Origin of the sequence: Bacteroides caecigallinarum, from assembly GCF_021531075.1 — a bacterium.
Lineage (GTDB): Bacteria > Bacteroidota > Bacteroidia > Bacteroidales > Bacteroidaceae > Phocaeicola > Phocaeicola caecigallinarum_B.
The window spans coordinates 1-13,505 of the sequence record NZ_JADYTJ010000064.1; the positions used below are offsets into that span (position 1 = coordinate 1).

Here is a 13,505-nt window from a genome sequence, read left to right on the forward strand (position 1 = left end):
ACTTTTGCTCATGGTTAAACTTTTAGTGTGGTGACTCAAAGATAACCAAAATAGGGCTGACTTCCAAAATCGGAGGACGGCCCTATCATTATAATGATGTATGAACTTTTAGCGGACAGTAATAATAAAAAAATAATTGATATGTCGCAGGAAATAGAAAGAAAATTCTTGGTGAAGGATTTATCGTATAAGGATATGGCTGTTTCATCATCGAGAATTGTTCAAGGATATATATGTAGTGACAGGGGGAGAACTGTCAGGGTAAGAATAAGAAATGAAAAAGGTTTTCTCACCATAAAGGGGCCATCTGCCGATAATGGATTGAGCAGATATGAGTGGGAGCATGAGATACCGCTGGCAGAAGCACAGGAACTTATGAAACTTTGTTTGCCAGGCATGATAGATAAAACAAGATATCTGGTGGAGTTTGGCAAGCATACTTTTGAAGTAGATGAGTTCTATGGAGAAAATGAAGGACTTGTTGTGGCTGAAGTGGAACTTGGGAGTGTGGACGAAGAGTATGAAATTCCTCCATTCCTGGGAGAAGAGGTAACCGGACAGGTGAAATACTACAATTCTTTTCTTATGAGATGTCCGTTCAAACAATGGAAATAGTACCTGAAAACTATCAAATAAAGGGGTAAAAACTGTTTTCACCCCATTGAATGTCTGAATTGAGGGGGTAATGGTGGTTTGTTATGTATAATTTTGTATTGTGAAAATCAAACAGTTATAGAAACAAATTAACCAACAAGAATATGAAAACAGCAACTTTCACTCAGAACCTGCTTAATGTACAGTCTGATCTTTTAAATTTCGCGTATAAACTCACTTCCGATTATGAGGATGCAAATGATTTGCTTCAGGAAACTTCTCTAAAGGCACTTGATAATGAGGAGAAATATACAGAAGAAACAAATTTCAAAGGATGGGTTTACACGATAATGCGTAATATTTTTATAAACAATTATAGAAAGACTTTACGTGACCAGACTTATGTAGACCAGACTGATAATTCTTATTTCATAAATAAAGGATTTGATCTGGAAGGCGATTCTACTGAAGGGGCTTACGACCTGAAGGAAATGAGGCGTATAGTAAATTCTTTGCCAAGCGAATATAGAGTTCCTTTCTCTATGTTTGTTGCAGGGTTTAAATATCGCGAAATAGCTGAGAAGCTTAATTTGCCTTTGGGAACGGTGAAAAGCAGAATATTCTTCACCAGACAGAAACTTCAGGAGGAACTTAAAGACTTCAGATAACGGGTGTACTTGGAATGTTATGAAATAGTTTCATGATAATTATATGTTTAAGGGTGGTTTCATGGTAGAAACTGCCCTGTTTTTTTATTTTATAGTGTGAGTGTTATTCGCATAAAAAAAGGCCTGCAAATGCAGACCTTTTTTTATGTAAGGAAAATAGTTTTCAAGATTATGCGTTAACGCGTTTTTCCTGAATTCTAGCCTTCTTACCAGTAAGAGCACGCAAGTAGTACAATTTAGCACGACGTACTTTACCGATTTTGTTGACAGTGATGCTGTCGATAGCTGGAGATTCCAATGGGAAAATACGTTCTACACCAACTGTACCTGACATTTTACGTACAGTGAAACGTTTCTTTTCACCATGACCAGAAATTTTGATAACAACACCGCGATACAACTGAACGCGTTCCTTGCTACCTTCAACGATACGGTATGCTACTGTGATTGTGTCACCAGCTTTGAATGAAGGATGCTGTTTGCCAGTAGCAAATGCTTCTTCTGCAATTTTAATTAAATCCATTGTTTTTTATAAATTAAATTGTTTATCGTTACAACGCAACATATCAAGTAACTCTTCATGACAGCGATTGCGCGAAAGCGGTGCAAAGGTACTTCTTTTCTAGCACTTTGCAAACTCTTTGTCCCTTTTTTTTCATACTTTGTCCCTTTTCTTGTATGGTTGAGGTTTTTTATTTAATTTCGCATTAACATTTATAGTCACAAAAGGTACAATTATGAAGAAGATTTTATTGGCATGGATGCTGGTATCATTGACGATTTTTGCAAAAGCGCAATCGAATTTTATATATGACAATGTGAAAAATGAGGCCGAATGCCGTAATTGGGTGAATTCGAAGATGCAGTCGATGACCCTGAAACAAAAAATAGGCCAACTTTTTATACATACTGTTGCACCTTATACCACACAGCAGAACAAGCAAAACATAGCAGATGCGGTGAAAGAATACGGAGTAGGAGGATTGTTGTTTTCTGGTGGAGAGGTAGTAAAGCAGGTCGAACTGACTAATTATGCCCAAAGTATGGCTGATATACCATTGATGATTACATTCGATGGTGAATGGGGGCTTGCCATGAGGCTGAAAGGTACTCCTTCTTTCCCTAGGAACCGAGTATTGGGATGTATACAGAATGATACTTTGATATACGAATACGGAAAAGAAGTGGCAAGACAATTGAAAGAAATTGGTGTACACGTGAATTTCGCTCCTGTTGCGGATATAGATAATAATCCGAAGAATCCGGTGATAAATACGAGGTCTTTTGGTAGCGACCGAGAGTTGGTTGCCAGAAAGGTTATGGCTTATTCTAGAGGATTGGAAGATGGAGGCGTTTTGGCTGTATGTAAACATTTTCCGGGACATGGTGATACGGAAGTAGATTCACATAAATCATTGCCGGTATTACCATTTAACAGGGCACGACTGGATAGTGTTGAGCTATATCCATTTAGAAAAGCAATTGAAGATGGAGTAGGAGGTGTAATGGTTGGCCATCTTAATATTCCTGCACTGGATGATAAGGCTGCTTCCATTTCGCATGCCATAGTAACAGATTTGCTTAAAAAAGAATTGGGATTTAAAGGGTTGGTATTTACTGATGCCCTGGAAATGAAAGGAATATCGAATAATCCGTATGTTTCGGCACAAGCTTTGGAGGCGGGGAATGATATGGTACTTGCGCCAAGAAATCTTAAGCGTGAACTTGATGGAGTTCTGAAGGCTGTAAAAGATGGTAAAATTACGGAAGAAGATATTGATGAAAAGTGCCGTAAGGTATTGACATATAAATATGCTTTTGGATTATATAAACGTCCTTCAATAGAAAAAAGCGGAATAATGTCTCGTATTAACAGGGCGTATACCGATGATTTGATGAAACGAGTAAAGAAATCTGCGGTAACAGTAGTGAAGGATTCGGATGAAATGCTTCCGCTTGACTTGTCTCTTTCAGGAACAGTGGTGCTGAATGTTTCTGCTACTTTGGCTGAAACATATCCGTTTTTTAATAAGATAAACAATACTTATCCAGTGACATGGCTGCATGCCAATCTTGATTCGCTTGATTATTTGAGAAAGAAGATTATTCCCGCACAGAGGGTAGTCGTTGCTGTTTATACTTCAAAAGTGGAAAAATATAGAACAATTCTTGCTGAATTGGCTAAAGGAAAGCCTACAATATTGGTTTGTTTCAATTCGCATAAGGTTCTTCAGAAACTTGAAGACGTGGTAGCACAATCGTCTGCTGTAGTATTGGCACATTCAGATGAAAAATATACTCAGGAGTTTGTTGCTGAAGTATTACTTGGAAATCAAAAAGCTGACGGACGTCTGTCTGTAGATTTAAATGATGAATATAAGGAGGGTTCTGGTGTAGATATTGATCCTGACAGACCAAGAAGGTATAAACCTGAAGAATTTGGAATGGATTCCGGCATTCTGTCACGTATTGACAGTATTGCAAAATATGGTATTGAACAGGGAGCATATCCTGGATGTCATATATTGGTATGGAAAAACGGATATCAGATTTATAACAAATGTTTTGGAACGCATACTTATGAATCGAAAAGAGAAGTGAGAGAGAACGATCTATATGATTTGGCTTCACTAACGAAGACTACAGCCACTTTGCTGGCGGTAATGAAACTTTATGATGAAGGTAAAATCAGTCTCACAGATAAAATATCTGATTATGTTCCTGTTTTGAAGTCAACAGACAAACAGAATATTACTATACAGCAGTTGTTGTATCATGAGTCGGGGTTACCTGCTTATCTGCCATTCTACAAGAAGGCTATAGACTTGAAGAGTTGTAAGGGGGGGATGTATAAGAAATACAAAGATGCTAATCATAAAGTAAAAGTAGGAGATGCTTTATATATATGCACTAATTATGAATTCCTTCCTGAGTGGATATCAGATAAAGACACGGCAGGGTATACATTAAAAGTAGCGGATAATATTTATGTAAAGCCTGAATTCAAGAATGTGATTCTGCAGGAAATAGCTGAAGCGAACCTGAAAGGACGTTCATACAGATACAGTTGTTTGAATTTTATGCTTTTAAAGGAGGCTGTAGAGAATATTACAGGAATGCCTATGGATAAGTTCCTTGAAGAGAATTTTTATAAACCTATGGGGCTGGTACATACACTTTATAATCCTCTGCAGAGATATGACAAAGATGAGATAGTACCTACGGTGAAGGAGGATTTCTTGAGGAAAGGTTCTGTGCATGGATATGTTCATGATGAGGCTGCTGCTATGCTTGGCGGCGTTTCAGGCAATGCCGGTTTGTTTTCTACAGCAAGAGAAGTTGCGACCATTTATCAGATGCTTCTCGACAAAGGTGTTGTGGGAGACAGAAGGTATCTTACGCGTGCTACTTGTGAACTTTTCATTACAATGAAATCGAAGAACAGCAGAAGAGGATTGGGATTTGACAAGCCTGATGCCGATGATCCGGAAAACGGTTACTGTGCACCTGAAACACCGGCGTCAGTTTTCGGACATACGGGATTTACAGGGACTTGTGCGTGGGCAGATCCGGATAATGATTTGGTTTTTGTTTTTCTATGCAACAGGATTTACCCTAATCCATGTGAAAGGAAAAACTTGATGAAACTGAAAATACGTCCTGCAATACAACAGACAATATATCAGGCAATAATGAAGTGATTTTATTTAGACAATGTACAAATTACCTACTTTCTGCAAAGTGGATGTTACAAATATGGGCAAAAATACTAACTTTGCATAAACAATTAGTACTAATAATAACTTAATTTTTTTACAACAATGGCTTACGTAATTAGTGACGATTGTATCGCTTGCGGTACTTGTATCGATGAATGCCCAGTAGGTGCAATTTCTGAAGGTGACAAATATTCTATCAATCCAGATGCTTGTACAGAATGTGGTACTTGCGCTGATGTTTGTCCTTCTGAAGCTATTCATCAGGGATAATATCCAGTCGTCAATTTATGACAACGAATTTAGGCTGCTCCAATTATGGGGTAGCCTTTTTTTGTTTTGTTGGTGAAAGTCTGCAGGAGCATAAAAAAAGGAAGCCATCTCTTTTACTTGCGAGACAGCTTCCATTATTTGCAAGATTATAATTTCAAATTATTATTTCAAACGAGCCAATGTTTCTTTTATTCTACGCATTGATTCTACGATGTTTTCGTCTGAAGTAGCATAGCTCATACGAATACATTCAGGTGCACCAAATGAAGTTCCACCAACGCATGCAACGTGACCTACTTCAAGAAGATACATAGCCAAATCGTCAGAATTATTTATTACTCTGTCACCATCTTTCTTGCCGAAGAAAGAATCGCATTTTGGGAACAGATAGAATGCTCCTTGTGGAGTGTTTACTTCGAATCCTGGTATTTCTTTTGCTAATTTAACGATAAGATCACGACGGCGTTCGAATGCTTTACGCATTTCTTCAACAGGCTCCTGTGTTCCGGTATATGCTGCTTCTGCTGCTTTCTGAGACACTGAGCATGGACCAGAAGTATATTGTCCCTGAAGTTTGTTTACGCCTTTTACAATCCATTCCGGACCTGCAATGAAACCAATACGCCATCCTGTCATTGCATATGCTTTAGATACACCGTTTACTATAACAACACGATCTTTGATTTCTGCAAACTGTGCGATACTTTCATGCTTTCCGATATAGTTGATGTGTTCGTAGATTTCGTCTGCTATAACAATTACACGCTCGTGTTTAGCAAGTACTGCTGCCAATCCTGCTAATTCTTCCTTAGTATAAACTGAACCGGTAGGGTTTGAAGGAGAACAGAGGATAAGGGCACGTGTGTTTGGAGTAATTGTAGCTTCAAGCTGTTCAGGAGTAATCTTGAAGTCTTGTTCTATACCTGCGCTAACAATCACAGGAGTACCTTCTGCCAATTTTACCATTTCAGGGTAGCTTACCCAATATGGAGCAGGAACAATAACCTCATCGCCTTTGTTGATAAGAGCCATGATTACGTTGCAAACAGACTGTTTGGCACCATTTGCACAGCTGATTTGTGCTGCTGTGTATTCAAGTCCGTTTTCTTTTTTCAATTTTTCAACGATAGCATTACGAAGAGCCGGATAGCCCGGAACAGGTGAATAACGTGAGAAGTTGTCATCAATAGCCTTTTTAGCTGCTTCCTTGATGTGGTCAGGTGTATTGAAGTCAGGTTCACCTACACTAAGATTGATTACGTCAATACCTTGAGCTTTTAATTCGCTGCTCTTTTGCGACATAGCCAATGTAGCCGATGGCGACAGGCTGTTCAAACGATCTGAAAGTTGGTTCATTGTATAGTCCTTGTTTAAATGTTGAATTATCTTGCAAAATAAGCTATTTCTGATGACATACGCAAAAGAAATATTCTTGAAAATGAAAAAATGCCGCATATAGCGGCATTTTATTTACTTTCTGTCTCCTAATATTCTAAGCAGATAAATGAATAGATTTATGAAGTCCAGATATAATGTAAGTGCACCTAACAGCGCAATTTTTTGTGTAGACTCGTTTACTTCTATATCATCACCGCTAAGTAGATGTTTGATTTTTTGTGCATCATATGCCGTAAGTCCCACAAAAAGCAAAACTCCTACATATGAGATAATCATGTCCATCATAGAATTGTGTAAGAACATGTTTACTACAGATGCAATGATAATGCCAATAACACCCATTATACATAGGTTTCCGATACGTGTAAGGTCTTTCTTGGTTACATAGCCGAATATTGCCATTGCTCCGAATGTTCCTGCAGTGACGAAGAAGGTTGTTGCTATGGAACTCATTGTATATACTAAAAATAGAATAGACAATGTCATTCCGTTTAGTATGGAATAGGCTATGAATAATAAAGTGGCTGTAGTAAAGCTTATTTTATTTATTCTGGCAGTCATATACATTACTAATACAACTTCTGCTATGAGTATACCCCAAAACATCATTGAATTTTGCTGCAACATGTTCAGGATAGTCATAGATTTGGCCATATACATGGCTGTAAGGCCTGTAATGGCAAGTGCCAGGGTCATCCACGTGTAGACACTGCGCATTAATGCGTTTTGTGCAACTTTTGAACTGTATGAATCCTTTACGAGATTCTTGCTTTCTAGTATATTCATATTCTTTTTAAGATTAGTTTATTTGCTGAAATGAAGTGTGTGTCCCATACGTTCTTTCTTAGTATGCAAATACTTTTCGTTGAATTTGTTTGGGGTTACTTCTATAGATACATTTTCTACGATTTCAAGTCCGTATGCTTCCAGACCAACTCTTTTTACAGGATTGTTGGTTAATAAGCGCATTTTAGTGATTCCGATTTCTCTTAAAATTTGAGCCCCTACACCGTAGTCGCGTTCATCGGCTTGATGGCCTAAACATATGTTTGCATCTACTGTGTCCATTCCTTCTTCCTGAAGTTTGTAGGCTTTCATTTTTTCCATAAGTCCTATACCTCTTCCTTCCTGATTAAGATATATTACTGCACCTTTACCTTCCTTGTCGATTAGTTCCATTGCCTTATGAAGCTGTTCGCCACAATCGCATCTCATAGAACCGAAAATGTCTCCTGTAGCACAAGAGGAGTGAACTCTTACTAATACGGGCTCGTCTGGAGCGAAATTTCCTTTTATAAGCGCTACATGTTCAAGGCCATTGCTTTTCTGACGGAAAGGGATTAGTCTGAAATGTCCATGTTCTGTTGGCATATCTACTTCTACACCTTTTTCAACTAATGACTCTTGTTTTAAGCGATAGGCAATCAAATCTGCTATGGAAATAAGCTTGAAACCGAACTCATCTGCCATTTTCCTTAGTTCTGGCAGGCGCGCCATTGTTCCGTCTTCGTTCATAACTTCCATAAGAGCAGCAGCAGGATATAATCCGGCTAAACGTGCCAAATCTATCGAAGCTTCTGTGTGTCCTGCTCTGCGAAGTACACCTTTGTCCTGTGCGTATAATGGGTTTACATGTCCTGGACGTCCAAATGTTTCTGGTCTTGAAGTCGGATCGGCAAGGGCTTTTATTGTTGCAGCTCTATCTGCTGCAGAAACTCCGGTTGTACAACCTTCAAGTTTGTCTATTGTAACAGTGAAAGGAGTGCCGAGTATTGAAGTATTGTTTGAAACTTGTCTTGGCAAGTCTAATTCATCGCATCTTGATATGGTTATAGGAGCACAAAGCACACCTCTGGCGTGTTTCAGCATGAAGTTTACTTTTTCAGGTGTGATAAGTTCAGCTGCAACTATCATATCGCCTTCGTTTTCGCGGTCTTCATCGTCTACGACAATGACTATTTCTCCCTTGCGAAAATCTTCTATTGCTTCTTCAATTGTGTTCAGTTTGATTTTGTCCATAATGTTTATTGCTATTGTAATATGTTTGTTCTAATTCTTTCCTGTATGTCTTTGCTTGTTTTGATTATATTCTTTAAGTCTTTGTCGAGTGTTACTCTGTGTCTCCAGATGTTTAACCAGATTATAATTCCTATAGGTAAAATAATTCCCAGGATTATATTTAACCAAATGTTATCAGAAACACTTTTGTGGGCTTTTACAAATAAAAACGGATAGTTATTCAAATTGTTTAATATTATTGCATCTTTTGAATTTGAGAGGTCTTCTATCACACCTTCTATTTGCTGGCTTATTTCTTTTACATGATCATCGTGTGTATGATTGGTAAATACCTTAAAGTAGTTAGGTGGGCCTAATAACTTGTGAGTATTGGCATAGCTCTCACATTCTTTGCATATTATATCAAGAGTTTCGCATGCTTTTTTGTAGTCTGGGTTATAAATTATCACTTCTTTCCTGAATATATGTCTCGATTGTCTTAAACCAAATATTTTTCTAAAGAATGCTTTATAAAGATCTATATTGAATACTACAGAGTCTTTGTTGGATTTGTAAGTAAGGAATATTCCCATTGGCGCCAATACTATACTACTCATCCATGTTCCCAGAATGATGTTCATTTCACCGCTTTTTGCAACGCGGGTGGCACCTGAGTCTATGATATAATATAATATAAATATAATTACGGATATAACAACAGGCATACCCAATCCTCCTTTTCTGATTATAGCTCCAAGCGGGGCTCCAATAAAGAAGAAGAATATACACGCAAAAGACAATGTTATTTTCTTATGCCAGTCTGACCTGTGTGTACGGATGCTCTTGTCGTTGTCTTGGGTAACAAACGATTTCATACTCCAATCTGAGCTTAATGATGATAGTCTTCTTTCGGTATTGGATAACGTCTTGAGCTTATCGTCTGAACTCATTGAACGGAATATACTGTCCGTATTTATAAAAACGAGATGTTCTTTATTTATTTTTATAGAATCGGATTTGCTTAGTTCTTCTTTTTTATAAGTTGATGTCATTATTTCTTTGTGCATTGCTCTACCTACGCTGTCTGTATAAATAGTAAGCGAGTCTATGGCTTCTGAAATTTCAAACATGTTTTTTATATCAGAACGTCTGTCAAGAAAACTTCCATCTACCATGTTGAATTCGGCATCGAAGTCAATGAGCGTATGCTTTTCGCTAAATGTTTCCCTTCTATATGGAACGTTTTTTGAATCTATATTTTGTGATTTTAAGTTCTCGAAGAGTTCTCCATTATATAGATGTAGATATAGATGTTTTTTGTCTGCTGTTAGTTCCAATTTCCCTTCGTTGGCCCATATGATACGTGCGTTTTCGAATCCATCGGAGAAGTTGTATATCAACAAATCTTGTAAGATACCTGTATCTCTGTCTTTTTTGTTTACATATATGTTATATCCTTCAATGTCAGAATAAAATACCTTTTCAGGAATATCAACTTCAGGTGATTTTTGTTTTAATGAAACCAATAGTGTCCAAAGTTGTTTTTGAGCTTTTGGACCTACTACATTTTGAAAATAGAATGATGTAAAAGCGAGTATAACGGATAATAAAGCAATAGGTTTCATTATTCGAAGTAATGGGATACCTGCTGCCTTCATGGATAATAATTCATACCTCTCACCAAAATTACCAAATGTCATCAATGCAGCCAATAATATGGCAAGAGGAAGTGATATAGGGATTAGTGTAAGTGCAGAAAGGATAAAGAACTGTGCTAATATGTCAAATTCAAGTCCTTTACCTACCAATTCATCTACATATCTCCATAAGAATTGCATCATGAAGATGAATAAGCATATGAAAAATGTTCCGGAAAAGAGTAAAATAAAACTCTTTAGAACGAATATATCTAGTTTTTTTATATGTAATATTCCCATCTTGTAATTTTATGTTGCAAAAATAGCATAAAATATGGATAGGGGGATAATGTTTTTCATATTTTTATCATATGCTATTCATACTCCAAATACACGTCTTAAAACTTCTATCTGCGAGTTCCATAAATTTATGGTATCTTCTTCGTCTTCTGGGGTTGTGAAATCTGTCACTTCCAAAATATGATCAGATGTTAGTTCATTATATAGTATTTTTAGTTCAAAATACGATTTTGATTCTTCATCATCCTTCCAGTGGAACCTGACGAATATTTCAGAACGTGTATTTGTTATTTCGGCTTCCCTTTTTTCTGTTTTTCCCCATTGAAATGTGAATGTTTTACCATTTCTGGTAACTTTGTCTGCAAACCATCTTTCTAAACCGGCAGGTGTACTAATTGCATTCCAAATAATTATGCCGGATGTTGGGTTAAGCGGATATTCGATTTTTACTTTTCTTTTCATTCTTGTGTTTAGTGTTTTTATTTAATATTTTAGAATTGTTCGCAAATTAAAGTATTTTATTTGATTATCAAGATATTTTTTTTATATTATAAAACATAGATATACTATCAATGAATGAAATAAACGAATATTCATTGATAATTACATAGTGAAAAATACTGTCATTTTATATTTTGTGTTTTTTATAGATAAAAAAGATGGAAAAAATTTGCATTCTAAAAAAAAAGCTATACCTTTGCACCCGCAATCGAGAAATAATGGCGGGATAGCTCAGCTGGTTAGAGCGCATGATTCATAATCATGAGGTCACCGGTTCAATCCCGGTTCCCGCTACGAAATAACGATTTTACCGTTGGGTGGCTTCCACGCCTGGCGGTTTTTATAAAAGACTATGGCGGGATAGCTCAGCTGGTTAGAGCGCATGATTCATAATCATGAGGTCACCGGTTCAATCCCGGTTCCCGCTACCAAACATAATAAATTAGTTATCAGACATTTAAGAAGGTGTATTTCTTAGATGTCTTTTTTGTTTATATAGCTCCTTGCACAGATTTTGGATCAACGTAAAAATCTGAGGGATTGCCAAATTATGCATAGATATTAGCGAGTCTAAACAGGAAGAAAGCCTTATCCTTCACTCCCCTGAATTGTGAGCGGAAATTCTTTATTTTAGCATTAAAGGATTCAGAAGCAGCGTTTGTTGAACGTCTGTCAAAGAAGTTAATGATTTCCATATAATGCGTCTGTATTGATCTTGCCACTCTTCCAAAGGTAAGGAATCCTGATTTGTCTACCTCATCATACCATCTTGCAAGTCTTGTCAATGCTACGTCCTTATGTCTGTACTGGTGATAAATCAATCCTAATCTCATGGAAAAATAGTATGCTTTCTTTATATATGGATACTCTCTGAAGAGAATACCGGCACGTACACGCTGCGACTCCGTCCATAAAGACTCTTTCTTATACAGCAGGTATATACTTCTTGCCAGTAGCTGTTTTCTTGTATCTCCGTTCTCAAATACCGGAGCATGGTATGTCTTTCCACACGCTTTTGCATGTGCTATCTGTATAGACTCTTCATCCAGTGCTTCCCAACGCGCCTTGACCCTCATTTCCTGAACAGCTTCATAAGCCAGTTTCTGAACATGAAAACGGTCTGTCACACGTCGTGCGGCAGGAAAGCATATGCGGGCTATCTGCTCCATGTTGGGAGCCATGTCAAGTGTTATCTCCCTTGCCTGGAAGCGTCTGCGTCTGGAGAGTTTTAGCAGAACTGATGTAACAGTCTTTACATCAGTACCTTTTATTATGGCTATAATACTTCCCGTGTGCCCTCTTTTTTCTTTGTTTATAAGGATTGTATATAGCTCACCACGTGAAAGGCGCACTTCATCTATTCCTACATAGGCCCCGATGTTTTTCTCGAACAGAAGCCATTCTTCCGCATGTGGCAGCTGACTCCATTTCAAATAACCGCTCAGATGGTTACGGTATTGTCTTTCAAGAAGATCACCATCAATACCGAACAAAGTCCCCATAAGCTTACAGCTTATAGGAAGTGTATCAATATAATTCTTTTAAAAAAGACGCAAATTCATGCGTCATACGGCTGCCTTGCGCAACCAGTTTCCAGTTACGGCTTATGTAACGGTTCTCATCATTTAAAACCCATCTACGACGACGTATGTTAAGGAATACCTTCTTTCCACGGATAGGAAAGTCTTGTACTACTATCGGATCATAAAAGCCCTTACTCTCAACTTTACTCTTGGAATATTCTTGGGGAACTTCATTCTTCTCTTCAAGATAAATTAATATTTCAGTACTGTTTTCCTTTACATCTGATATGTTGAAATAATCAAGGGTTCCTTCAGGGAGAAGGAGACGATAACCGTTTGTTTCCATTATATTGTCTTTTCTTTTTTATTCTTGTCGGCAAAGATAATATTTTATAGAATTAACCCCTCAGGTTTTTACGTTGAACCTAAAAACTCAAGAACTTAATCTGAAATAAAAAAGATACCGTCTCAAATAGACTTGAGGCGGTATCTTCTTAAATGGTTGCGGAGGCCTGACTCGAACAGACGACCTTTGGGTTATGAGCCCAACGAGCTACCAACTGCTCCACTCCGCGATGTTAGTATATTTGAAGTAGTTGCGGAGGCCTGACTCGAACAGACGACCTTTGGGTTATGAGCCCAACGAGCTACCAACTGCTCCACTCCGCGATGTTATTTCCTTTTTGCGAGTGCAAAGGTATGGGTTTAATTTGTAATTTCCAAATATTTTGAGGTAAAATAATACTTTTTTGTCAATCCCTTATTTGTTATATCGTAAAGATGTAAATGTAATGCCTTGATATTTAGTTTGGTATTTCTTCGAAATCAATATATTCTCCTTCATCGCTATCAAAAACTTTCTTTTTGTTTTTTGAACTGAATTGATTGGTGTTATTG

The 13,505-nt window shown here is 37.4% G+C and carries 13 protein-coding genes and 4 tRNA genes; 6 read left to right on the forward strand and 11 right to left on the reverse strand.

The annotated features are described in order from the left end of the window. Window positions 1–141 precede the first annotated feature (141 nt). Entirely contained in the window at window positions 142–615 is a 474-nt protein-coding gene (locus I6E11_RS13105) for a CYTH domain-containing protein (RefSeq protein ID WP_235338609.1), read from the forward strand. A 143-nt stretch (window positions 616–758) separates the two neighbouring features. Beyond that, complete coding sequence (locus tag I6E11_RS13110) at window positions 759–1,262, forward strand: RNA polymerase sigma factor (protein WP_235338610.1); 504 nt, start codon at window positions 759–761, stop codon at window positions 1,260–1,262. Window positions 1,263–1,431: 169 nt separating this feature from the next. On the opposite strand, the gene rplS is transcribed toward I6E11_RS13110, so the two are convergent. Then, window positions 1,432–1,785: a 50S ribosomal protein L19 gene (gene rplS, locus I6E11_RS13115; RefSeq protein WP_204402086.1), complete on the reverse strand. Its 354-nt coding sequence runs from the start codon at window positions 1,783–1,785 to the stop codon at window positions 1,432–1,434. Window positions 1,786–1,999: 214 nt separating this feature from the next. Here rplS and I6E11_RS13120 point away from each other — a divergent pair, with 214 nt between their 5' ends. Both I6E11_RS13120 and I6E11_RS13125 read left to right on the forward strand, forming a co-directional pair. Then, on the forward strand, window positions 2,000–4,963 hold the full coding sequence (locus tag I6E11_RS13120) for a serine hydrolase domain-containing protein (protein ID WP_235338611.1): 2,964 nt from the start codon (window positions 2,000–2,002) through the stop codon (window positions 4,961–4,963). A gap of 120 nt (window positions 4,964–5,083) precedes the next feature. Continuing rightward, window positions 5,084–5,251 (forward strand): 4Fe-4S ferredoxin, encoded by a 168-nt coding sequence (locus I6E11_RS13125; protein WP_154043305.1) that lies wholly within the window; start codon window positions 5,084–5,086, stop codon window positions 5,249–5,251. A 162-nt stretch (window positions 5,252–5,413) separates the two neighbouring features. On the opposite strand, the gene I6E11_RS13130 is transcribed toward I6E11_RS13125, so the two are convergent. The 5 genes from I6E11_RS13130 to I6E11_RS13150 all read right to left on the reverse strand — a co-directional run bounded on the left by I6E11_RS13130 (window position 5,414) and on the right by I6E11_RS13150 (window position 11,046). Continuing rightward, entirely contained in the window at window positions 5,414–6,607 is a 1,194-nt protein-coding gene (locus I6E11_RS13130) for a pyridoxal phosphate-dependent aminotransferase (RefSeq protein ID WP_235338612.1), read from the reverse strand. Between the two features lie 114 nt (window positions 6,608–6,721). Next, the gene (locus I6E11_RS13135) at window positions 6,722–7,435 is read right to left on the reverse strand and encodes a Bax inhibitor-1/YccA family protein (protein WP_235338613.1); all 714 of its coding nucleotides are present in this window, start codon (window positions 7,433–7,435) and stop codon (window positions 6,722–6,724) included. A gap of 18 nt (window positions 7,436–7,453) precedes the next feature. Next, window positions 7,454–8,668 (reverse strand): bifunctional 3,4-dihydroxy-2-butanone-4-phosphate synthase/GTP cyclohydrolase II, encoded by a 1,215-nt coding sequence (locus tag I6E11_RS13140; RefSeq protein WP_235338614.1) that lies wholly within the window; start codon window positions 8,666–8,668, stop codon window positions 7,454–7,456. Window positions 8,669–8,679: 11 nt separating this feature from the next. Beyond that, window positions 8,680–10,578, reverse strand: coding sequence for an LptF/LptG family permease (locus tag I6E11_RS13145; protein ID WP_235338618.1), 1,899 nt, complete (start codon window positions 10,576–10,578; stop codon window positions 8,680–8,682). A gap of 84 nt (window positions 10,579–10,662) precedes the next feature. Continuing rightward, the gene (locus tag I6E11_RS13150; protein ID WP_235338615.1) at window positions 10,663–11,046 is read right to left on the reverse strand and encodes an START-like domain-containing protein; all 384 of its coding nucleotides are present in this window, start codon (window positions 11,044–11,046) and stop codon (window positions 10,663–10,665) included. A 259-nt stretch (window positions 11,047–11,305) separates the two neighbouring features. Between I6E11_RS13150 and I6E11_RS13155 the strand changes: the two genes are divergently transcribed. Next, window positions 11,306–11,379: transfer RNA gene (locus tag I6E11_RS13155), tRNA-Met, on the forward strand. Between the two features lie 60 nt (window positions 11,380–11,439). Further along, window positions 11,440–11,516: transfer RNA gene (locus I6E11_RS13160), tRNA-Met, on the forward strand. Window positions 11,517–11,633: 117 nt separating this feature from the next. On the opposite strand, the gene I6E11_RS13165 is transcribed toward I6E11_RS13160, so the two are convergent. The 5 genes from I6E11_RS13165 to I6E11_RS15350 all read right to left on the reverse strand — a co-directional run. After that, window positions 11,634–12,587 (reverse strand): ISAon1 family transposase, encoded by a 954-nt coding sequence (locus I6E11_RS13165; protein ID WP_235338616.1) that lies wholly within the window; start codon window positions 12,585–12,587, stop codon window positions 11,634–11,636. 25 nt (window positions 12,588–12,612) lie between these two features. Further along, the gene (locus I6E11_RS13170; protein ID WP_235338617.1) at window positions 12,613–12,954 is read right to left on the reverse strand and encodes an ISAon1 family transposase N-terminal region protein; all 342 of its coding nucleotides are present in this window, start codon (window positions 12,952–12,954) and stop codon (window positions 12,613–12,615) included. Window positions 12,955–13,107: 153 nt separating this feature from the next. Next, window positions 13,108–13,183: transfer RNA gene (locus tag I6E11_RS13175), tRNA-Met, on the reverse strand. Window positions 13,184–13,204: 21 nt separating this feature from the next. Next, window positions 13,205–13,277 (reverse strand) — tRNA-Met (locus I6E11_RS13180). A 134-nt stretch (window positions 13,278–13,411) separates the two neighbouring features. Further along, window positions 13,412–13,505: DUF4834 family protein (locus tag I6E11_RS15350; RefSeq protein ID WP_394800137.1), on the reverse strand; the 94-nt coding region annotated here is incomplete at its 5' end.

Excerpts from the sequence above, each read along its gene's own strand:
- I6E11_RS13130 (WP_235338612.1), bottom strand. The coding sequence starts at position 6,607 with ATGAACCAACTTTCAGATCGTTTGAACAGCCTGTCGCCATCGGCTACA.
- I6E11_RS13110 (WP_235338610.1), top strand. The coding sequence starts at position 759 with ATGAAAACAGCAACTTTCACTCAGAACCTGCTTAATGTACAGTCTGAT.
- I6E11_RS13140 (WP_235338614.1), bottom strand. The coding sequence starts at position 8,668 with ATGGACAAAATCAAACTGAACACAATTGAAGAAGCAATAGAAGATTTT.
- rplS (WP_204402086.1), bottom strand. The coding sequence starts at position 1,785 with ATGGATTTAATTAAAATTGCAGAAGAAGCATTTGCTACTGGCAAACAG.
- I6E11_RS13150 (WP_235338615.1), bottom strand. The coding sequence starts at position 11,046 with ATGAAAAGAAAAGTAAAAATCGAATATCCGCTTAACCCAACATCCGGC.
- I6E11_RS13135 (WP_235338613.1), bottom strand. The coding sequence starts at position 7,435 with ATGAATATACTAGAAAGCAAGAATCTCGTAAAGGATTCATACAGTTCA.
- I6E11_RS13120 (WP_235338611.1), top strand. The coding sequence starts at position 2,000 with ATGAAGAAGATTTTATTGGCATGGATGCTGGTATCATTGACGATTTTT.
- I6E11_RS13105 (WP_235338609.1), top strand. The coding sequence starts at position 142 with ATGTCGCAGGAAATAGAAAGAAAATTCTTGGTGAAGGATTTATCGTAT.
- I6E11_RS13125 (WP_154043305.1), top strand. The coding sequence starts at position 5,084 with ATGGCTTACGTAATTAGTGACGATTGTATCGCTTGCGGTACTTGTATC.
- I6E11_RS13170 (WP_235338617.1), bottom strand. The coding sequence starts at position 12,954 with ATGGAAACAAACGGTTATCGTCTCCTTCTCCCTGAAGGAACCCTTGAT.
- I6E11_RS13165 (WP_235338616.1), bottom strand. The coding sequence starts at position 12,587 with ATGGGGACTTTGTTCGGTATTGATGGTGATCTTCTTGAAAGACAATAC.